Source organism: Sporomusaceae bacterium, assembly GCA_031460455.1.
Lineage (GTDB): Bacteria > Bacillota > Negativicutes > Sporomusales > UBA7701 > Anaeroselena.
The window spans coordinates 108,033-130,057 of the sequence record JAVKTQ010000008.1; the positions used below are offsets into that span (position 1 = coordinate 108,033).

General features: G+C 42.9%; 17 protein-coding genes. 15 read left to right on the plus strand and 2 right to left on the minus strand.

The features are described from left to right. Positions 1-92: 92 nt before the first annotated feature. From RIN56_13070 to RIN56_13135, 14 genes are all read left to right on the plus strand, one after another. Positions 93-1,727: a TnsD family Tn7-like transposition protein gene (locus RIN56_13070; GenBank protein ID MDR7867738.1), complete on the plus strand. Its 1,635-nt coding sequence runs from the start codon at positions 93-95 to the stop codon at positions 1,725-1,727. After that, positions 1,717-2,058 carry a hypothetical protein gene (locus tag RIN56_13075; GenBank protein ID MDR7867739.1) on the plus strand — a complete coding sequence of 114 codons (342 nt, stop codon included), beginning with the start codon at positions 1,717-1,719 and terminating at the stop codon, positions 2,056-2,058. Before RIN56_13070 ends, RIN56_13075 begins: the two co-directional genes overlap by 11 nt. An 18-nt stretch (positions 2,059-2,076) precedes the next feature. Continuing rightward, positions 2,077-2,550, plus strand: coding sequence for a TnsA endonuclease C-terminal domain-containing protein (locus RIN56_13080; GenBank protein MDR7867740.1), 474 nt, complete (start codon positions 2,077-2,079; stop codon positions 2,548-2,550). After that, entirely contained in the window at positions 2,528-4,708 is a 2,181-nt protein-coding gene (locus RIN56_13085) for a hypothetical protein (protein MDR7867741.1), read from the plus strand. The genes RIN56_13080 and RIN56_13085 overlap by 23 nt, the downstream gene beginning before the upstream one ends. After that, complete coding sequence (locus tag RIN56_13090; GenBank protein MDR7867742.1) at positions 4,701-6,353, plus strand: ATP-binding protein; 1,653 nt, start codon at positions 4,701-4,703, stop codon at positions 6,351-6,353. Before RIN56_13085 ends, RIN56_13090 begins: the two co-directional genes overlap by 8 nt. A 7-nt stretch (positions 6,354-6,360) precedes the next feature. Then, the gene (locus RIN56_13095) at positions 6,361-8,262 is read left to right on the plus strand and encodes a TnsD family transposase (protein MDR7867743.1); all 1,902 of its coding nucleotides are present in this window, start codon (positions 6,361-6,363) and stop codon (positions 8,260-8,262) included. Continuing rightward, positions 8,259-8,432 carry a hypothetical protein gene (locus RIN56_13100; protein MDR7867744.1) on the plus strand — a complete coding sequence of 58 codons (174 nt, stop codon included), beginning with the start codon at positions 8,259-8,261 and terminating at the stop codon, positions 8,430-8,432. The genes RIN56_13095 and RIN56_13100 overlap by 4 nt, the downstream gene beginning before the upstream one ends. 424 nt (positions 8,433-8,856) lie before the next feature. Next, the gene (locus tag RIN56_13105) at positions 8,857-9,528 is read left to right on the plus strand and encodes a hypothetical protein (GenBank protein ID MDR7867745.1); all 672 of its coding nucleotides are present in this window, start codon (positions 8,857-8,859) and stop codon (positions 9,526-9,528) included. Next, positions 9,525-11,864 (plus strand): DEAD/DEAH box helicase, encoded by a 2,340-nt coding sequence (locus RIN56_13110; protein ID MDR7867746.1) that lies wholly within the window; start codon positions 9,525-9,527, stop codon positions 11,862-11,864. Before RIN56_13105 ends, RIN56_13110 begins: the two co-directional genes overlap by 4 nt. Positions 11,865-12,305: 441 nt before the next feature. After that, complete coding sequence (locus tag RIN56_13115; GenBank protein ID MDR7867747.1) at positions 12,306-13,691, plus strand: protein kinase; 1,386 nt, start codon at positions 12,306-12,308, stop codon at positions 13,689-13,691. Between the two features lie 11 nt (positions 13,692-13,702). Next, on the plus strand, positions 13,703-14,857 hold the full coding sequence (locus tag RIN56_13120) for a UvrD-helicase domain-containing protein (GenBank protein ID MDR7867748.1): 1,155 nt from the start codon (positions 13,703-13,705) through the stop codon (positions 14,855-14,857). A gap of 2 nt (positions 14,858-14,859) precedes the next feature. Then, positions 14,860-16,263, plus strand: a complete 1,404-nt coding sequence (locus tag RIN56_13125) for a hypothetical protein (GenBank protein ID MDR7867749.1) — start codon at positions 14,860-14,862, stop codon at positions 16,261-16,263. Between the two features lie 373 nt (positions 16,264-16,636). Continuing rightward, positions 16,637-17,191 (plus strand): hypothetical protein, encoded by a 555-nt coding sequence (locus tag RIN56_13130; protein ID MDR7867750.1) that lies wholly within the window; start codon positions 16,637-16,639, stop codon positions 17,189-17,191. A gap of 379 nt (positions 17,192-17,570) precedes the next feature. Beyond that, entirely contained in the window at positions 17,571-17,900 is a 330-nt protein-coding gene (locus tag RIN56_13135) for a hypothetical protein (GenBank protein MDR7867751.1), read from the plus strand. A gap of 251 nt (positions 17,901-18,151) precedes the next feature. Here the strand turns inward: RIN56_13135 and RIN56_13140 are convergent, their stop codons facing one another. Then, complete coding sequence (locus RIN56_13140) at positions 18,152-18,988, minus strand: MBL fold metallo-hydrolase (protein ID MDR7867752.1); 837 nt, start codon at positions 18,986-18,988, stop codon at positions 18,152-18,154. Between the two features lie 27 nt (positions 18,989-19,015). Beyond that, on the minus strand, positions 19,016-20,353 hold the full coding sequence (locus RIN56_13145; GenBank protein MDR7867753.1) for a gluconate:H+ symporter: 1,338 nt from the start codon (positions 20,351-20,353) through the stop codon (positions 19,016-19,018). Between the two features lie 66 nt (positions 20,354-20,419). Here RIN56_13145 and RIN56_13150 point away from each other — a divergent pair, with 66 nt between their 5' ends. Beyond that, a complete protein-coding gene (locus tag RIN56_13150) occupies positions 20,420-21,742 on the plus strand; it encodes a sugar diacid recognition domain-containing protein (protein ID MDR7867754.1) in 1,323 nt (440 codons plus the stop codon). Positions 21,743-22,025 lie beyond the last annotated feature (283 nt).

The following is a 22,025-nucleotide window of genomic DNA, read 5'->3' on the forward strand; positions in this document are numbered from 1 at the left end:
AAAGAAAAAGAACGTTGGAGCGAAGTAGGGTGCTATAACCTATGCTCTGAGGTTCTTTTTCGGTTTTTTTTGGAGGTGAGAATATTAATAAAGTGCCGGTTTTCCCTACGCCATATCCCGGGGAACTGTTTTACAGCATTATCGCTAGATTTCGGGAATGGCTTGGATATTCTGGAACAATAACCAGGACAGATTTATTTTCGTATAGTAATAAAGTGCCATTAATACTACCAAGTAACCTTGAGCAGTTTTGCGGCAAACTTCCTGCCGGCTCTACTATTGACCCTGAATATATAATAAAAAGCCATTCAATATTACGTATATTTTCTCCGTTTGTAATCCAATCTCGTATGAATTTAATCGAAAATGCCATGAAGTCTAAAAGATATGTGTTGGTCAATACAATCGTCGATGGAGAAAAAGGTTATATGTCCGAGCATCTGAAATTTTGCTCACAGTGTATTAAACAAGATGATAATACCTTTGGCGAGCCCTACTGGCATATAATTCACCAATTGCGTGGCGTATGGTATTGCCATATACATGGCACACCGTTATTAAACAGCACAATAAACGTCATTCACAGAACCGTAAACAGAATAGAGGCACTTTCGGATAAAGTCGAACAATCGCAAGAGCAGATAATACATAGAACAAAATTCATTCAACCATTAACGGCAATCGTCCATAATTTTAATTGGCTCCTAAGTAACCAGGAAGGCTACTTGGGGCGTGAAGTAATTAACAAACGTTATCGTATTCTCCTAAAAGAAGCTGGGTTATTGACGAAATATGACTATTTAGCTACAGATAAGTGTTGTTTGCGACTTCAAGAGACATTTCCAGAGTACTTCTTAAAGGAATGTGGTTTCTTAAGAGACCCCCGTTATTGGATCTACTCAACAATTAATCCATGTAAACCAGTAAGTCAGCCCTTGCGACATATAGCCTTACTTGTAGCTCTTGGAAGCAGTATCGAGCAATTTGTCGACGGCTTTTGTATTGAGGACAGCAATGAAAAACCTGAACGACCACTATTCAAATGTAGAAGATTAAATAGTGATAGTTTAAAAGAAAAGCGGGATGATTATAGACGACGATTGATTTGTTTAATCAGATTATTCCCAGAAGCATCAAGAGAACAGCTAGTAAGAGTTTGTCAATATTGGTATCGTTGGCTCAGGATTAATGATACAGACTGGTTTAATAGTAACATGCCTCCAGTGCGTATAGTCCAAAATAATACGAAAACCAAGAATCAGGATATTAGTAGGTTTTACAAGAAGGACAATTTAATGGCAAAAATGATTAAAGAAGCTGCCCAAAAACTAATGTCAATGGAAATACCTATACGAATTACCCTCGCGTCTCTAAAGCGAGAAACTAGTTTAACAGTACTTAGTGATTCTAGGGTATTAGAAAATTATCCTTATACGCAGAGGGTTCTAGAAGAGGTTAAGGAAAGTTCCGAAAGTTTTCGGTTGAGGAAAATGAAATATAAATTATCAAAGACGCCACCTGGTACTAGGATAAATAAGTCCATTCTCCTTCGTATGGCTGGTATGCATTCTGGAAAAGTCACACCTCTAATACAGGAAGAAATAGATCGGATAGTAACGTTATTGACAGATGAAGTTGCGGCATGCAATCAAAACGGGCTATTTCAAAATACTCACATTGGAGGTAATGATGATGAGCAGAAGGCCACTGACCTTAATGCAGATTGAAAAAAAGCTCGCGGCCGGGTTTGGGACTGGACAAGGAATAGACTATAAATCGTTTCTTACTGTGCAAAACGTAGCTTCTTCTACACTGGTAACAAGAATCCGCGGGTTAACAATACCAAGAGTTTACCATCTATTTTCGTTTCTTGAAGTGGCATGTTTTCATATTCTCGACGCATGCAAGTGGATCATTGACATTCGTGAACAGGTTCCGCTCTTAACGTTAAGCCATACCCTGTATATTGCTAATAAGCTTCATATCATCCATCCAGGCCTATATAAGGGCGGCAAAACTCCGCAAATGATGACCAGTGATTTTTTAATTGACGTTTGAAATGATGGTCGTGTCCGATTGATTGCTATCTGTGTGAAACCATCTAAATTTCTTATTGATAAAAGGGTAAAAGAGAAGTTGGAGATTGAGCGTTTTTATTGGCTTGAACGAGGCATTGAATGGAGGATAGTGACGGAGAAGGACATACCAATGGCTTTGGTCCAGAATCTTCAATGGCTATATTCGACACGAAATTGGTTCAACGATAAGGCACCGTATCATCCGGATATTATTATGCCGGTCGAAAGGATTTTACTGGAAAGGTTGAACGATAGCATTTCCCCTCTGAGCATTACGGCGCTTAACGTGGATCAAAAGTTAAGGTATAAACCGGGTACGACTTTGGAAATTTTCCGGTATCTTATTGCAATGGGTTTTTGGAAGGTGGACATGTTAAACCCCATCAATACGGCTAAGCCGATCAGAGTGACCAAGTGCATGGAATATCTTTCTGAGGCTGGTGAATCAGATGCCCATCGTGATTGCGGTTAAGTCGATAATCGATTGGGTGGAAAACGGATCAATCGTCAAGCAGGAACGAGTTCTCTGGATCGACCATGACGAGTCAAAGGCCGTTGTTTTCGATATCCGGGACAGCAGAGCACAGCCTAGATGGTGCAACTTGGAGGACATCTATTCTGCTATTCAGGCTGGTCGTGCCGTCAAGCATCCTTGCGACCCTTTTGCTAAAATTTGCACAAACGATAAGCACAAGGACAAGGGAAAAGAGCGATGGCAAATTATTAAAGGCATTGTAACCTGTGAACCGGATGTATACTTTCATAATTTAAAAGCTGCAATGGTGCAAGATTGTATAAATAAATTCAAAATCAAGAAAACGGCAGTTTATGCGTATATAAGGCTATACTGGGTATACGGTAAAACAGAGGCTGCTTTGTCATTGGACTATGCAAATTGTGGTAATCCCGGTAAAGATAAACCGGACACCGTTATAAAGAGAGGGCGTCCGGTGGGAGCTAAAACCGGGAAGAGAAAAAGTGTAAGTGACAGCGAGGCGAAAGTGGCTTCCGGCATTAATATTACCGACGAAATCAGGGGAGTCATCCAAGCCACAATCGATCTTTTTTATTATCCGAACAAGAATATAAAACCATTCAAGCTCTTCCAAAAAATGAATGAAACTTTCTTCAGGGTAGGAACGTACTGGAAAGATGGGGTTGAAGTACCGAAGTTACTCCCCAGGGACCAGAGACCGACTAAGGAACAATTTTACTACTGGTTTAAAAAGTTGGTTGACCCGGTTAAGGCAAAGAAGCAGCAAGAAGGCGACCTGGCTTTCAAAATTAAGTACAGGGAACACAAAGGCAACGCAACCCAATTGGCGATTGGGCCGGGTTATCTATACGCCGTTGACTGGACGATGGCCGACATTTATTTGGTAAATAAGGTCACCAGAACAAAGGTCATGCAGAGGCCGATCGTATATATCTGTGTCGATGTTTTTAGCCATTTCATTACTTCTGTCACAGTGACGCTGGAGCGGAGCAGTTGGATGACGGGTGCTATGGTGGTTGAAAACCTGGTTGAAGATAGAATTGAGGAGTATCGACGATACAATGTTACTGAGTTGCCCGAAGATTATCCAAATAATAAACTTCTACCGGCGGGGTTCCTGGCCGACCGAGGAGAGTTTTATTGCAAAAATTCCGATGCTATTACGAAAATACTTGGTCCGCAGGTTCTTAACACCTCTCCCTACAGGGCGGATTGCAAGTCGATCGTAGAACAACTATTCAGAAGGTTTAATCTAAAGGTCATCCACCTTCTTCCCGGGATGGTTCCCAAGGAACCCGTAAGGTGGGAACCCGATCACAGGCTAAATGCGAAACTTGACATAGACCAATTTACCCGATTGCTTTTTGGAGCCGCGAAGTACTACAACTTGTACCATGAAATCGAAAACTATCCTTTTAATCAGTTCATGTTAGCCACTCAATGTAGCGCGATACCGATTGATTTATGGAACTGGGGCATTAAGCATAGGGGTGGCCACTTTTTGGATGTTGACCCGATGGTAGTGAAAAAAGCCCTCTACCCAAAGGCTACGGCGAGTATCTCTCGGAGAGGAGTTGAATTTAGAGGTAAACTCAAATATAACTGCCAGGATGAAAAGGTTTTAAAGAAGATCGAGAGCGCTTCAATAGTCGGTAAAGAAACAGTTAACGTTATGTTTGATCCGCGTACTACAAAGTACCTTTGGATACTAGATGACCGTAACCCTTTTGACAACCCTGTTCTGTGTACTTTGGATGAAGATAGCGCCTACAGTGGTATTTCCTTTGAAGATTTTGAGACGTTGGGCGAGGAACGGGATTCGGCATCCAGGGCGCGTAAGGATCCTCAAGAGCAAGCTCTTGCCGAGTTAGATGCGACCGAAGATGCCGTAGTCAATGAAGCAACCAAAATGACGGACACGGCGCTTGCAAGCGAAGGGTTGAAACGCCCCAGTATTAACGGTATGAAAGGTAATACGGCAACAGAAATTGAGCGCATACAACGTGAACGAGTAGAGCATGGAATAAAGGATAGCCAGGTAGTAACGGAGCGGGAAAAGGACGAGGATAATATGCCCGAAAGGTTGGAAGATCGATGTCTACGCCTGTTGAAGGGGGGCAAATATAGTGGCTAAAGTAGAATTTGAATACGGAAATATATTTATGGGAAGACAGGAAAAAGCACAATATGTTGAGTTAGACGACGAGATGTTTCGTCACAACCCGTATTTGGAGGCTCTTCCGGAGTTAATAGATGACGATCTTGCGCAAAGAATTGCTCGTAAACCAGCCTACGATTCCTCATTGCGACAACACTCTGCACAGAAACGCCTTGATTATGTGTTGAGGATTGGCCCTTGGGTGCTGCCCATGCCGATGCATATTATTTTGGCTCAAAGGATCATGAGGATAATAAAGCAGGGCTATATGACGCGCAATCCTATAACAGCCGAGTGGGTGAGACAGCTCCGCGCCGCCTTCCCAGGGGCAGACGTGGACGAAAACAACGCAAGCTGTTTCTTGCGACTTTCCGCCAATGGGTTGGTAGTGTTTGGTCCGAGCGGTATCGGTAAGACATTGACAATAGAAACGATATTATATCTTTTGCCTCAGGTAATTTATCATAATCAATACAACGGTCAGGCATTTGACCGAGTGCAAATTGTGTGGCTCAAAGTCGACTCTGCTAAGGATGGGTCTTCCAGAGGCCTTTGCCGCGCAGTGTTTAAGGCGATTGATAAACTCCTGGGAACCAGGTACTTTGACCAATACTTTCACTATACCGCCAGAGATGCGATTGAGGTGTTGGCTCATCTTCTGTGGGTTTTAGGGGTAGGAGTACTTATTATCGACGAAATCCAAAGGCTTAATCTTGCTTCCAGCGGCGGGGAAAAGGAGCTAATCCACTTTTTCTCATCCTTACAGAAGAATCTGCGGATTCCCGTAATATTAATCGGAACATTCAGTGCGATGAATTTGTTCCTGGATGAATTCAGTTGCGCGCGGCCGCTATGTAGCTCGGGGGATTTGATTTGGGGCAGATATGAGCACACTGATCAAACCTGGGAGTATTTTATAAACGCCCTCTGGGAGTATCAGTTCACTAATGTTGAAACGCGGCTTACTAAATCGTTAAAGGATGCTTTATATAAGGAGTCTCAGGGCATTACGGATATTGCCGTAAAAATCTATATGCTTGCTCAGTGGGAAGTTATCGGCACCAAGGACGAGCGGATCACTCCCAAGGTAATTAAGGCGGTGGCCGATAGGCACTTGAATCTTTTACGTCCCATGCTAACAGCGGTGAGGACCGGGGATATTGAGCGCCTCAGAAAAATTAGAGATCTACATTCGCCGATTGAAGAAGCGATGCTTAACGAGGCGGCAAGAAGAGCGCAAGAGCGGGTGATAGATCAACAAAGAAAAGCGAAGCAAATGTCAGGTCAATCGGCTCAAAGTGAGTCAAGTAAGCATTCATCCCCAGAAGCAGAGATTGCCGATCTGCTTGTCGGTGATCTGGGATTTGATGTAAACCTAGCGTGGTTTGTCGCGAAGGAAGTGATCGACAAAAGTCCCAAGAAGGCAAGCATGAGGGAACTAAAACAGAGTGCAACTCGCTTGGCATTGGCGCACAACGAAGGCTCAGATAAGGTTGAGGTTTTAACAGGCCTGCCAGGCAATACTATCAGAGAGTGTCTCGGTAAAGAAACGGAGTCACCTTACGATCAGATGAAAAAACAAGGGATTACGCTGGATATGAAGCAGTTTGTTGAAACGTAGGTGTTGTATGCTGCCATTCTTTCCCTCGCCGTATCCTGACGAGATTCTATTCAGCATTTGCAGCCGATACCATGATTGGAATCATTCACCCTTTTTCAAACGTACACTAGCTGGGCTAATAGGAGAAAACGGCGGATGCGCTACGGTCGGTTTCCCAAGTCACATTGGGCGTTTAATCAACTTTTTGCCATCGGGAACAACGCTTACCGCTGAAGGGCTTATAAACCAGCATACGCTTTTTCCGCTCTTTCGCCCATTTCTGCCTGTAAATAGGGGCGACATGATTTTAAGATACATGATCGGCGAGCAAGGAAGGTTGCTTTATCAAACTGTAGGCGCTATGGCAAGTGGTATACCGATGCTAAGGTACCTTCGGTACTGTCAACAGTGTATAAGGGAAGACATAAATATTTTAGGAGAAGCGTATTGGCATAGGGTACATCAAGTGCCCGGGGTTGGGGTGTGTCCAACTCATTATTGTAAGCTGTCAAAGAGTGAAATATGTATTTCCCCTCTGAGTAATAAGACCATCTTTTATTCTGTTCCAACTGAAGTCATGCGATGTAGTTCGGTAGAACCAGAGGTTTTTGCGTTTCCCCGAACGGATATCGCAAAAGCTGTACAATGGCTTCTTAAAGGAGAATCACCCGTCGTCGGCTTAGAAAATATTAGGCAACGCTACGTTGACCTTTTGTATAAAAAGGATCTTGCAACGTTCCGGGGACGCATCAGGCAAAAGGAAGTAGCGGAAGCCTTCAACAGGTTCTTTTCAGCGGACTTTGTGGATGAAACATTTAGTGCCATTGAAAGTAATCAAACAGAAACTTGGCTTTCGAGGCTTCTTCAAAAGCCACGGACAGCTTGCCACCCTATACGTCATCTTTTGTTAATGCTCTTTCTCGGGACAACGCCGGAAGGCTTCTTCTCTCGTAGCTTCGAAGAACCTAAGTCATTCGGGGAAGCACCGTGGCCGTGCTTGAATCCTGTATGTGAACATTATCGGAAGAACGTTATCCATACGTGTCTTATATCAAGAGATTCAAAAATGGGATGTCCAGTCGGAACCTTCAACTGTGATTGCGGATTTTCTTATGCGCGCAGTGGACCGGATAGTAATGTTGATTCAAGGTACAAGATTGGACGTATAAAATCTTTCGGCGGAAGATGGCTTCAGAAACTTTGGGAGTATATTATCGTTGAAAAGTGCAGTTTGCGAGAGGTCGCGCGAAGATTGGCGGTTGATCCTGAAACAGTAAAGAACCAACTAGCGATAATTTTAGGGGAAAAAGCAAAGTATGAAGATTGCTATAAAGAAAATCAGGACAAGAGGCGGGACAATTACCGTGCCAAGCTCTTGCTGACAGTCAGATTAAATCCTGATAAATGCCGGACAGAACTTAGAAATATTATTCCAGGAGTGTATATATGGCTTTATAGGCATGACCGTTTCTGGTTATCTACAAATTTACCTCCTGCTATTCGAGGGCGGGGTCCAATCCAGTCTAGAATTAATTGGGATGAGCGAGATGGGAGAATCTGCATAGAAGTGCGTTCTGCCGCAAAATTAATAAAGAACAAGGAACCGCTAGTTAGGGTAACTATTAGTTCACTTGGGAAGGAAGCAGGGTGCCTAAGTCTATTGCATAAACACTTAGCCAAGCTTCCTCGGACTCGGGAAGTATTAGAAACGGTAGCGGAAACGATTGAGGAATTTCAGGATAGACGTATTATGTTTGTTATCGAGCAGATGATAGAGAACAGGATTAAACCGGTAGTATGGAAGATTATGCGAGCTGCCGGCAGGAGGAAAGGAGCTGAAGGACGGGTAAATAAGATTCTTAAGCGATATCAAGATGAAAGACCGTCAGAAGTAGTTGAAAGGATAAAAAATGAGGAGGGTTACCAATGAAAGACGATTCAACAGATAGGAAATTTGTCGATCTAGATTCCGTAAAAACTGATATTTTATATGAGTGTGCAGATAGAGAGTTAGGAAGACCCGTTCTGGAAATAGTGATTGATACAAAAAAAAGAAAGATTGTTGACTATAGTTTAATTGATTTGCGAGAAAGAGTTTAGTAAAATGCTGTATTTCGCAGCCTATATTAACATAGTGTTGCCAATATGTTTCCACATTCTTACCACATTGAGTCGGTAGTTTTGCTGCAAAGAAAACACAGTTAAAGAAGCCTTGCAGAGCAAGGCTTCTTTCGTATTTGTAAGGAATTGTATATGTTCCCGCGGACGTAGGGAGAAAACGCCAGGTGGAGCCTGGTGTTTTTTGTTGTTTTAACAATTGTTCAGATATATAATGGAAATTAGTGGATTAATGTTTGTTTTCTGATTATTCGATGAAGAAGGTAGGATCTTGGAAGATATATTTTGGTATCACCTTTTGTAAAGCAATCAACTCGATAAATGTAATGTTGCCAACCGATAGTAAACATTACATTCGCCTAATAAACTATTGTCTAGAAGGTGAAAAAATATGAGAGTGCTCGATATGAAAAAGATTGACACAAGTAACCATAGCAGAGTTGCTTTTATTCGTGTTGAGCCCATTGATTTACAAGCAACTTTGAAAGACATCATTAACACACTGTCTGACCTTTCGTGGATAAGTCGGTTTGATGAAGAATACATTCGAGAGAGTTTTAAAGTGAGAGCCGTACCGACCATAAGCGATATAACTAAAAAGCTGAACGCATCGGCGTCGGACAAAGTATCAAGTGATGCCGGAGAATATGTTGTGTCCGAGTTATCAAGAAATGCTATTGTCAACCAACTGAAATATCTAAGTGTTCCACTCGCTGAATTGTACAGCCAGCAGGTATCAGGAAATCCCGGCTTTGATTTCCATACCCAAAATGACTGTGAAGTACTAATTTTCGGAGAAGCGAAGTATTTGTGCGGTAAAAATGCTTATGGCACAGGACTTAGGCAAGTAATCGAATTTATAAATGATAAAAAAGATATTAAAGATATTTCGGACCTTAGAGATTTTATCAGCCCAGCAACATTAGAAAAAGCTTCGCAAGGAACAAAAGGTTTTGCAATAGGCTTTTCCGCAAAAGGAACATCTTCAGACATTTTAATTAATAATATAACAAATAATAAAGATTATAAGATGCTCTTAGCCTATGAGGAAATTGTTTTGGTGGCAGTGAACATATGAAAGAGCTTATAAAAGAAATTATTGAGAAGAATCGTTTAAATGAGATATACGGTTTTACAAAAAGAAAGTTGTTTATAGAGGGACCGACCTCCACGACAGGCTTGGAAATCCTGTCCTATTTGAATATTTTTGCCTCCGAATATTTTGAGAAGGTACAAGATGAAATTTTAGAAATCATGGGTGTTTTTTATAAAAACCCGCAAGCAATAACATTGCAGAGTGCTTTATTCAAAATGTATGGAGAGTATATTAAAGAAAAATATCAAGTTAGTTACACCCCTGTGCAGGCAAACATTGTTCAAAAAATCAAGGAATACAAGAATTTCAGTTTTTCCGCGCCAACGAGTACAGGAAAGTCTTACGTTTTCAGAAAACTTATTGAAGAATCAGAGAATGATGTCGTTATTATTGTACCGTCCAGGGCACTCATCAATGAATACTATGACAGGATTTGCAACCTGATAACAGATAAGACCGTTAATGTGCTTTCTTTTGTCGATCTTATAAATACAAAACATGTAAAAAGAAGTGTATTTGTTTTAACGCCTGAAAGAGCAAAAGAGCTTTTTAAATTTAAGGACAACTTAAATATTGAAATGTTTTTATTTGATGAAGCACAGCTAAGTGATGAAGAATCGGTTAGAGGTCTTTATTTTGATAGTATTGTACGACGAGCTCAGAAGGCGTTTCCAAATGCAAAATACATATTTGCGCATCCGTTTATTTCCAATCCAGATGCACAGTTACAAAAAAACAATTTTGATCTAATTGAGTCTGAAGCCTTACAATATCAGCAAAAAAATGTTGGGCAGCTTTTTTTTGCACATGATGGTAATGAATATTACCATTTTGGAATAGATAAGAAAATCATGGGCAAACAAAAAATAAAAAGCAGATTTGATCCGCTGATGGAAGCCATTAATAATGGAGGAAGTATTTTAATATACACAACAAAAGCTAGCATTTACGATAAATCCGTTTTTAATAAATTTGTTAATTATCTTAATGCCTGCTCGCTAATAACAGATGCAAAAGCTTTGAAGCTCATAGACCAATTGAATCATTATATTGGTGCCACTGACTCGTATTATCGTTCTAATATGATGGAGATGATTAAGCGTGGAATAGTTATTCACCATGGGTCATTGCCATTGCAAGCGAGACTTATTTTAGAACATTTTACGCAACAAGGTTTTTGCAGAATTTGCTTTGCTACATCTACACTTGAGCAGGGCATTAATATGCCGTTTGATGTTGTGTACCTTAATACATTCGAAGCAAGTCGTACTTTATCTATGAAAAACCTTATTGGCAGAGCTGGACGCTCTACGGAAGCATTAAAATTTGACTACGGTAGCGTTGTGGTTAAGACTAATAATATCAGTAGTTTTCGAGCCGTTATGTTAAAAGAAGAGTTTTTGAACAATGTGTCTTTACTGGATACAGACGAGGACGGAAGAGATGCAGATTATAAAGAGTTTAAAGAAGCAATAAGTAGAGGTGAGTTCTCCGATGAATTCAATCTTACAAACGCTGAGGTAAATAGACTTAAAGACGGAAACATAGATGATATAGTTAAAAATATATTAGGAGCGATGTTTGTAAATAAGCAATTCATCTCTTTAGATGTAATCAATCAAGATAAAAATTTTCGGCTTGAACTTTATAAATATTTTATTCAGCTATACAGGTATTATTTAAATGGAAGGATGCTGTCTGATGGTGAGGAAAGCGTCCTAAATACTGCAATTAAAATCCTCATTTGGAAAGTTCATTGCAAAACATTCAAAGATATCTGTTGGCGTCGTTATGCCTTTGCTGCCTGCGTCCCGGAACGGAGGGAATTGGAAGAAAGGGCTAAGAAGGCAACATCAACGTCCCAAAAAAAGTTTTATAACGAGCAATCAGAGCAGTTAAACGCGAGATTTATTCGGGGATATGATGATTTACCTAACGTCAATCTACATAACTATAGCCTTTATGCAAAAGGAACGAAGGCAAAAAATGTTGACTATGATAGAATTGTGTTTGATACATATGACTACATTGACAAGCTGATTAGTTTCAAACTCAGCGATATTTTTTATGCGATTTTTTATCAGTACTATGAAAAAACATTAGATAAAAGAGCATTAAGATTGTCTAACTATTTTAAGTATGGTACTGACGACGATAAGGAAATATTAATGTTGCGTTACGGTTTGTCTTTTGAAGAAATAGAATGGGTCAAGAATTATATCCTTGACATCAGTTTGGAGGAAATTGTATTTGACCATTCTGTAAAGCAATTGCCATCTGAAAAACTTGTTTCGATAGAAAGATTTTTATTGGAATGACTGTTCAACTACCTTCAAGGTTGCCATAAATAGAACAGAAATAATCGACAGTTGTCTCCGGGCGTTTCGATAGGGCCTATGTGAGATAAGAGATGGGTTCTTCTGCCTTATTGCAAAAAATGGTTCGTATGGCATAACACTAAAGCCCGGATATTAACCACTCAAAAGGGAATCCGCCTAGAAGACAAAGGGGCACAGGTTTCTTGGTCTTCCCGTTGTTCAAGAAGAGTACCGTGTTTTTTATACTGTTCCCAATTGTAGTGAGATAGTTGACTTGCGGAGACTTGCTTGGTTTCCCCCTTTTTCCGTGTCTTAGCCTGTGGGAGCATTATATTCATGGGTTGGGGTGCAGGGAAAAAAGGTACTAATCGAATTATATAAATTTGTCTTTGTTCCCCTTTATATGGAAATACGCTGTTTAAAGGGAAGAGGATGATTAAGATGGACGAAACCCGTGCAAGGCGTATGTCTGAAGAGTTAATAGGAAAATCTATCGGAAAGTGGAAAATAATAGAATATATCAATAACGGCAAATCAGCGTTGGTTTTTAAAGGTATGTTCCGAAAAAAAATAGGTGCTGTTAAAATTTTTGATCCAGAATTAATAGAGCGTTTCGGTAAAGGTACTCAATTAGAGCGAATCCAGAGAGAATTACTCCTTCGGGGGAAAAAACATGACAACTTAATAAGCATCATCGATGGTGGAGAATGCAGCGCAACCGGGCATCTTTTTGTTGTAATGAATTACCTTAATATGCCTTCTTTAGACAGCGTCATTAAAAATGTTCCTAATGAGAACATACGTAAAATTATATCCCAAATTGCAAGTGCAGCCCAATATCTGGAGTCGCTTAATCTTTGCCATCGTGACATTAAACCATCTAATATAGCAATTACACCTGATTATAAAAAGGCAATCTTACTTGACTTAGGTGTTTTAAGGCCGATTGGGAACTCCAATCTTACTGACGGAAACGCACGTCAATTTATCGGTACTTTGCGATATAGTTCACCTGAATTTTTGATGAGAACGGAAAAAGATAGTATTGATGGGTGGCGGGCAGTGACCTTCTATCAGATAGGTGCAGTACTTCATGATTTGATTATGAGAAAACCCCTATTTGATGAATATAGCGACCCGTTTGCTAAACTAGTTAACGCCGTCCAAAATATAACGCCGAATATAAATGCTAATACTGCCGAAATTTCACCTGATCTAATTCATCTAGCGAGTACTTGTCTCATTAAAAACCCTGAAGTTCGACTACAATTCCTTCGATGGGAAAATTTCTCACAGACTGAGCAATCATCGCAATCAATCGATGCTATAAAAGAAAGAATTCGCCAGCGGCACTTGGCGGCTCAGTCAGATAGATTTGGGCAATTAAAAGAATCGGAAACAAGGCGTCGTCTTCAACTGAAAGAGCAAATTCTCGAAAAGCTCGAGAGAATAATTAGATCAGTATGTTCGCGTAAACATAATTTTCCCCCAATGGAAGTTCGTACTAGTGCTCAACAGCTTATAGTAATCTTTCCCCCATCATCACCTCATCAACTTTCTGCGTCACTCTATTTGTGTATTAATATGGAGCTTTTGGATTTTGATACAAAGGCCATTTCACTGTCCTATTGGAGCTCGGTCATTAAAGAAGGAATTGCCATGCCCACAGTTCCGGAAAAAAATTGTTCTCCTCTTTTCTCAGGTGTTTATCTCGAGTCGATTATAAAAGATAAAATGGAGAAATTTTTATATCTATCACTTGATGCGGCTCAACAACTTAAATCAAAATCCGATGTTGAGCGGATCGGTCCGTTTTCGGAAATTTAGGAGGGAGTATAATGAGTAGTGCTTGGTGGGTTGGACAAGATGACTTGGACCCATATCAAAGAGCGGTCATTACCTTACCTATAGGGAAAAGTAACTGGGTAGTAGGGCCTCCTGGTTCCGGGAAGACGAATCTGCTTCTTCTTCGGGCTAACTATATGTATCTTGCGGGGGAAAAGAACATATTAATTATAGTATTTACCCGGACTCTCCAAGAGTTTATTTCAAGCGGCGGAGAGAAGTATTCCTTTCCTACCCAGAAAGTTCAAACTTGCCAGAGATGGCAGCAGGATCTTTTGCGTCAGTATGGTGTTAGTATTGAGCCGCCGGAAGAATTTGAGGAACGGCGCAAATATTTATTGGATCAAGCTAACGATCTGATTAAACAACGGCGTCTTTCAAAAATATATGATTGTATTCTATTAGACGAAGCTCAAGACTATCTCCCAGAGGAAATACAGCTTTTTGAAAAACTAGCTCGTAAATTATTTGTAGTTGCTGACGAACGCCAGAAGATTTATCAAGGTGCCAGCCCTCTCGATACACTTAATGCTATTTTAGGTAACCCTACGCGGCTTAAATACCATTATCGTAATGGCTTGAAAATCTGTAAAGTCGCAGATGGAATTGCAAAAGATACAGGTGATTATGACCGATTGGCAGAAACATCTAATTATGACGAAGATGCGAATCCTTCTAGTGTTGAACATTTTAATTGCCAAGATATTGAAGACCAAGCCAGAAGGATTATTCAGAAATTAGATGCCCAGCTTAAGGCCTACCCCAATGATTTAATTGGAATTGTATGCCCACGACGCGAAGAATTATTGCAATTGTGGTCAATTATTTCTAAATCGCCATTTGGGCACCGGGTGACCCCCCAGTTTGGAAGTGAACATGAGCCACTTCAGCCTGACAAGCCAATCTTGATGTCAACATTTCATGGAATTAAAGGGCTTGAAGTGCGTTCCCTTCATATGGCGGGATGCAATTATCTGAATAAATTTAAGTTCAATCGTAATATGACCTACACTGCAGTTACTCGGGCTAAAACTTCGCTTTCAATTTACTATGAAAAAGATTTAATTGGTTATTTCGAAGCTTCTTTGGCCAGCCTAAACCCACACCCCGATTTGCCAAATCTTCAAGATGTATTTGGGAGGAAATAGCAATGTGGTTACAAGATGTGGCCAGAGAGGATTTACTTAATTTAATCCAATCTGATCGGCTTCCCGAAAAACCATTACGACAGTTGGAATTAATTAATGAATTGCCGGAAAGTCAAAGCGAGCTACAGTTCATTTGGAGAGAAGATCCACGGCAATGGGGTAAAATCCCTTCGGTAATAGTATTAGACAAAATTACTCCGAGAGAGTTTTTTGCATGGACTGGTACATATCTTAATTACTGCAGGCCTTTAACTGCACATTGTCATGTCGTTAACAGGGAAATTTTTCAGGCAGCCATTGAAACCCATACTCATTTTACTTTAGGAAATTTAGAAACTATATGTATTGGAATGATAATAGGAGAGGCTGCAACATATTTAGCGGGTCAATCAGATATCAATAGGCTAAGTATGACTGCATTTGCGGGTACGTATTCTTTTACAATGAGCCGGGCAGTTGCAAGTAACATGGTAATGCCAAAAAAAGATGGTGTAGGTGAACTATGGTTAAAGGCCCGACGGCTTACTGGGCAAAAACTATTAAGTCTATCTATCGATGACTTGGATCAAGTATGGAGGACTGTATTTGATATATCCAAGCACAGTCACTTCAAAATGTTGTACTCTGGAAGTACCAATGAGATTATTTCCTCGGCATGTCGCCAAATCTCTATAACAGGGGAAATTAGTGAGGACAACTGGCGAATTCTTACACGCGATCTTTTTGAAAAAAATGTTACAAATGAATTATTAAAAGGCCCTCGAGAAGAACGAGTGATTCAAGTAGAGAAGGCTCTAACCCTTCTAAGTCAGCAATCTGGACCGGATAAAGTAAAACTTGCTTTTATTGGAGGGTACCTCGCCAGTCGAATTGCACCAGGAACTTTTGATCATTATGAATTATTGATTCCTTATCTATCCAAACTTCCGACGCTCTTGATCTGGTATGGATTATTTGCGGGATTATCGATTGAATCGAAACTACGTAACTTCGGCTTTGGTATTGGTCGTCGTATTGTTCGGGATATTGTTCAAGAAGATAGTATCTTAAATAGACCAAAATGTGATATTTCGATTGGAGAACTTGAGGTCTTATACGGCGGTAATGCTGTGGTTCAAAATCTTCATCCTAAAGAGTCGGGACACTTAATAATTGAATTACTTCCTTGCCTAAATTCCACCATGCGCAATATTGAAGGTCGTCAAAATGAGTCACGGCCAAATCAGCAACAACAGACATTATTACCCGGGTACAAAGATTCAGAATTAAATAGCCTGCTAATTGATTTAGATCGCTCACTTAAATCAGTTGAACAAATCCGTGATCGAATCTGCGAAATCACCGGTTATGGTGGTGAACGAAAAAAACGAGATAACAACAAAGTCAAAAACAACAAGAAAACCTAATGGCCTTAGGAGTATTTCTGATTGCATGAAGGTGAAAGTAACTCAATGAGTTTATGTTACATAAAGGTTATTACCGGCCCGAAGTATCAGAGATGATTTGTAGGGGCTTTTTCAAAAATGCCTAGAGGAATAGAATTCACGTATATTGCTTGTATTACCTGGAATACTATTGCAAGATAGTGTGTTGGCGGAGGTATATATGAAAAACCCCCTGGGCCATGAATATCTGTTACACGTTACGAAGGGCGAGGTCAGCCGTAAGGTTACCTCGCCCATAATTATTGTATTTATACAATAATTATGGTACAAATATCGTCTGCGTTTAGTAGTAATATGTGGCTTTCATAATAGTATTTTTCAAAAGGAGGACAGTATGAATAGTGATAAAAGCAATCTTTTCGGATCGAGGGGAAGAAGAACAAGATCTTTCCACCCTGCAGCTATTAAGGATTTAAGGGATCAGTTTATGGGCGACCGTACGAGTGAATCGGATAAGAACCCCGCGAACAGCAATTACCGCGAAGCAATGTCAAGAGCAGCGGTAGATAATGAGTTTATCGCAGACACGAAAGAGGTTGAGCAAGATTTTGCATCTGACGACGCGGAGGTAATTAGCTCGTCTAATGAAGCTTTTCCCCAATATGCTAATAAACCCAAATACGGACGGGACGAAAACGGCTTTTTCCGACTTTATGAGGATGGGAGAAAAACATACTGCCGGGAGAAAAGAATCCGCGTACTAAGTCATCAACCATTGAATCCCCCGCTGGAGGCGATACAGACCACAATAAAAAGGGCTATCGCCGAGATCCATGCAAACGGCCTGACAACGGCTCACTGCGACAAAAGAGGGCGCTGTTATCTTCGCTATCCAGATAGACGTAAACAATTCTGTAAGTCAGTTATATCGACTCTTGAGGAAGAATAGGAGCGCTTTTTATCGAGTTGTAGTAGTACAAGGGGGATGATTAGCCGTGTACGAACACCTGCGGTGTGACTGTTGTCAGTATGTTCCGGACGAATTTGACATGGCCCAGACGGATTACTATTATTTGGAGGTTTGCCATCACTGTGGAAGGAGAGTATGTCCATGTTGTCTTTTTGTCAGCACAGCAACTTCAGTGGAAGAGCTGTTTCAGCAACTTAAAGACAAAGATCAAGATAATGAACGATGGCGGTCTCGCTGTCTAATATGCAGCGGGCAGAAAAAAGGTATTCGGGGGTTTCACGACGCATTTGCATTTTGGCGCGCATTGAAGAAAGAATATGGGATGAAGATCAATTAAACAAGCGGGGAAGTTGTCGCTATGCTATTGCTTGATGTTCTAGTTAAAGAGTACGTGATGGTTGGCGAAAAAATCGGGACCTATAAAAAGAAATTTTCCGATGAAAGTAAAAACAAAGATCTTCGAAAGGAGTTCAGAAGTATGGCATATCTTATCAAGCAGCAACGATTTATCGAAAAGGCCCTTGCAGCAAATGGATTTGATATAGAAAAGTTATTACTCAAAAGAGCAACTGGGGAAGCGATTGCCAAAGCTCACGGCGCCGGAATCGCTACAACCCACGGCGATGACGAAGGGGTCTACCGGCTATATCCCAACGGAGAAAAAGAGCACATTGTAAAGAAGAACTAACCAAGATGTATTATATTAGACGACCAGCTGGCTACATGACTATGAAAAAGGACACAGGGTGTCCTTTTTCTGTATAAACAAAGAAATATATTTTTTTGTTCGTTATTGAGCCTTAGGCTAATATACAGTGCTGGAAATAATCCGATCATGTGTCTGGGATTAAACAATTTAGTATACATTGTTTAGTTGCGACTTAAAGCAGATGTCTTACGCTGGAAGAATAAGAAAAACGGCCGTAAGGCCGTTTTTCTTTAGAAATCTATTACAGTACCCACGAACGCGGTGGAAAATTTCGGGCCGAAGCGGGTCTTTAGCGCCGACATCATGTCAAAGCCTGTGCAGTGGCTGGCGGCGATAAAATCGGGAGCAAACTCCTCCAGCAGGTCTAGGGTAGATTTTTGCTGCTCCTTGGAGACAGGGCCAAGGTGCGTGCCGCCGACCCAGCCGGAAAGGCGTTTTTGCCCGGTGAGCTCAAATCCGCGGTAAACGGTGTTGACCAGCCCCGAATGGGTGCAACCGCCTATTACCACTAGCCCTTTATCGCTAACATAGTAGAGGGAAGTGTCGTCAGGGATGAAATCCTGGCAATCGCAGCCACAGGCGTCAGGCACGATAAGTCGGTCATCGCCTAGCTCAAAAGCGGTCTGCCTGGGCATTGCGCCGCTGAACCAGAGCCCGGAATCAATTTCCAGGGGCGCTTCGCTCAGCTTCCATATGGCGCCGCATGCTTCCGCTTCCTCTTTGACGAAGGGCATGCCGATGTGGGTCCTTATGCCCCCGGCTACCGAGTAACGGTGGCCGAAGATGGCGGGGTGGGCGTAAACCGGAATGGGTTTCTGGCGATGCCTGAGGATGTGGGGCAGACCGCCGGTGTGGTCATAATGTCCATGGCTTATGGCTACGGCGTCGAGTTCGCGGGGGTGAACGCCGAGCAGGCTGAGGTTATGGACGACCGCCGCCGATTGCCCGGTGTCGAGGAGGATTTTTTTTGATCCGGTATCGATTAATAGCGAGAGGCCGTGTTCAGCCAGGAACGGATGCCTGGCGCTGATCGGCACGGAGTTGTCAACTACTACGGTGACTTTCAAGGCAAGCCCCCCTTTAATGAATTAACATCATCCCACCAACTGACTAAACAGCAGAAGGGTTACCAGGCCGACTACCGAGGCAATGGTTGTCGACAAGGTGTAAGTTTTGAACAGGTCGCCCATCGGCATACCGAAATATTCTTTTACGAACCAGAAGCCGGGATCGTTCACGTGTGACAGACCGATGGCTCCTGCACCGATGGCAACGGCGACGAGGGCCGGGTCGAGACCTGGATACATTGGGAGCACCGGCGTTACCAGGCCGACGGCGGTTATCATGGCGATCGTGGCCCCGCCGACTGCGAAGCGCATAACGATGGCGACGGTCCAGGCCAGTATAAGAGGATTGATCGTCCAGGACATCAGGATGGTCTTGATGGCGTTGCCGATGCCGCTGTCCATGAGAATTTTGTTGAAGGCGCCGCTGGCGCCGATGATGAGCAAGATGGCGGCCATCGGGCCGATCGCGACTTCGCTGAATTTCTGCAGCTTCTCCATGTTCATGCCGCGGTTGAGGCCAAGAGTCCAGTAGGATAGGAACACTGCGAGAAACAGGGCGGTGACGGGATCGCCGATAAAGTTGATGTAGACCATCGCGGGGTGGGCTTTTCCCAGTGCAAACTCAAGGACGGTCTTCGAGATCATAAGCAATAGCGGGAAGAGGATGGTAAACAAGGTGATGCCGAAAGGAGGGAGCTTGTCGTCCGGCGTAGGTTCGGCTTTGCGGAGGTGTTCGGGCGGATTCAGCTCGAACTTGTTGCCGACCATTTTGCCGAAGATAGGGCCGGCGATTGCCGCGGCTGGCAAACCGACTATCAGGCCGTACAGTATCACGCGGCCGATATCTGCTTTAAGGCCCACCGCGACAGCTGTTGCCGCCGGATGGGGCGGGACGATGCAGTGCACAGTCAACAGACCGATGATCATCGGGACGCCGACCATGACGAGGGACATGCCGGCTTCGATGGCTACGCAGAACAGTAACGGCATAAGAAGGACGATACCGACCTGAAAGAATACGGGAATACCGCAGATATAACCAACGATCATCATCGCCCAATGGGTGTTGCGCTTGCCGAGAGCGGCGATCATCGTGCGGGCAAGCCTCTCGGCGCCGCCGGAAATCTCCATCATCTTGCCGACGATCGCACCCAGGGCTAGGATGGGGGCCAACATGCCCAGGAACCCGCCCATGCCAAGCTCGATTGATTTTAGAATCTTGTCGAAGGGCATCCCTGTGGCAAACCCGATGAATAAGCAGGCCGAGAGCAAGGCGACGAATGCGTGGATTTTTAGGCGGATTGTCAGGAAGATAATTAGCGCGATCGCCACTAGAAGGATAATCATCATACCGGTGGTACCCAATTCATCTCTCCTCCTTTTAGATAAAAATCCAGCAGGCCAATTGTTCAATGTGACAATTGGGGTTTTATGGGTATGATCATCTTCCATATGTTAAGGATATCCTTTATGATAATAATAAGACTTCAGTCCTGTTGGAGACAATTGGCCGATAAAAAGAAAATTCTGAGTGATTACACGTGTTTTTTGTGCGTTTTACACAAAGAGGGGAGTAAATGCGTTATGATCATTTCCCCGGAACTGGCTCAGAAAATCGTGGATAACGCTATGTGCCTGGTTCATAGGAACGTCAACATCATGAACAGGGAAGGAATAATTATCGCCACCGGACACCCTCACCGCATGAATACCTTTCACAAGGGTGCCAGGGATGTTATCGAAACCGGGGCGGTAATCGAGATATTCCCGGGAGAGCTCGCTCTTTATCCGGGTGCGCTGCAGGGTGTGAACCTGCCGATTGTGATGGACGAGCAGGTTGTCGGCGTTGTGGGGGTTTTCGGTCATCCGGACGAGGTTAGGGATACCGGGCGCCTCGTTAAGATGATTACCGAACTTATTCTGGAACGTGATGTAATTCAAAGGGATATCCGCTCGAAGCTCCGTCTGCGGGAGCAGTTGATCGATATGGCGGTGACGAATGCCGCCGGTGAGATATCGCCGAAGCTGAGGAGGACGGCATCAGCACTGGGATTAGACCTCTCGGTCCCCAGAGCCGTAGTATTAGTCGATGTCGCCCCCCTGATCACGAAGCTTAAGGAAGAATACGGGCCGTCAGAATTCGTGACAGAGAGAGCCGAGGACAGTGTGATTGAGAGATTCGGCAACAGTGATTTGGTTGCCGAACAGGATATCGCTGTTATTCTCGATAAGCGGTTGGTCATACTGAAAGCATGTTCGCAAGATTTCCACGAAGAGCGTTTATTGCAATGGACTGAAAAGATGAGCACCTTTCTCGATCCCGATTTTCCGCACAAATGCGGAATCGGTGCGGTTGCCAATTCAGCGGTTGAGTATAACGCATCTTTTAAGCAGGCACTATTCTGTCTCGCCCATACGAACACGGCGAAAAGGACGGGATGCATCTATGAACGGGAGGTGCTTGTCCGTTATGCTTCCAGGGAAGCTTTGACCAACTCGACGAAGTTGGCCCTTGCCGGAGTAGCGAAGCGCTTCGGGGCGGCTGTTAAGGACAACCCCGAATTCAGGCGAACTATTGAGGCTTTGTTGGAAAATAACTTAGACATCAACGCGACCGCAGACAGGCTGCACGTTCACCGTAACACCCTTTTGTACAGGTTGAGCCGCTTTGAGGTCGTCACAGGACTTGATCCGCACCACAAGATAGATGATGTTATTCTCTGCCGGTTGCTATTGAATTCCTTGGAGAGTTAGCGGGGCGGGAAACTGAAAAGCGGTGACTAGCACGGCGTAAATGGGAGGGACAAGACTAATGGTAATAATGATCGAGGACGACGCCAGGGAATACATTTTCCTGAAAGTGAAGGATAAGAGCATAAATCTGAGTGCCGTCGAGCGCCCCGGCGGTGTTTGAAGCGGCGGCAAATGCGGGCAGAGTGCCCGCTTCCCGTCCGTGAGACTGGGCATGCCTAAAAGAAGCGAGACTTTCGAGCAAATGGAAGTCGACGGCATAAAGGTATATTACCGGGGTAGCATG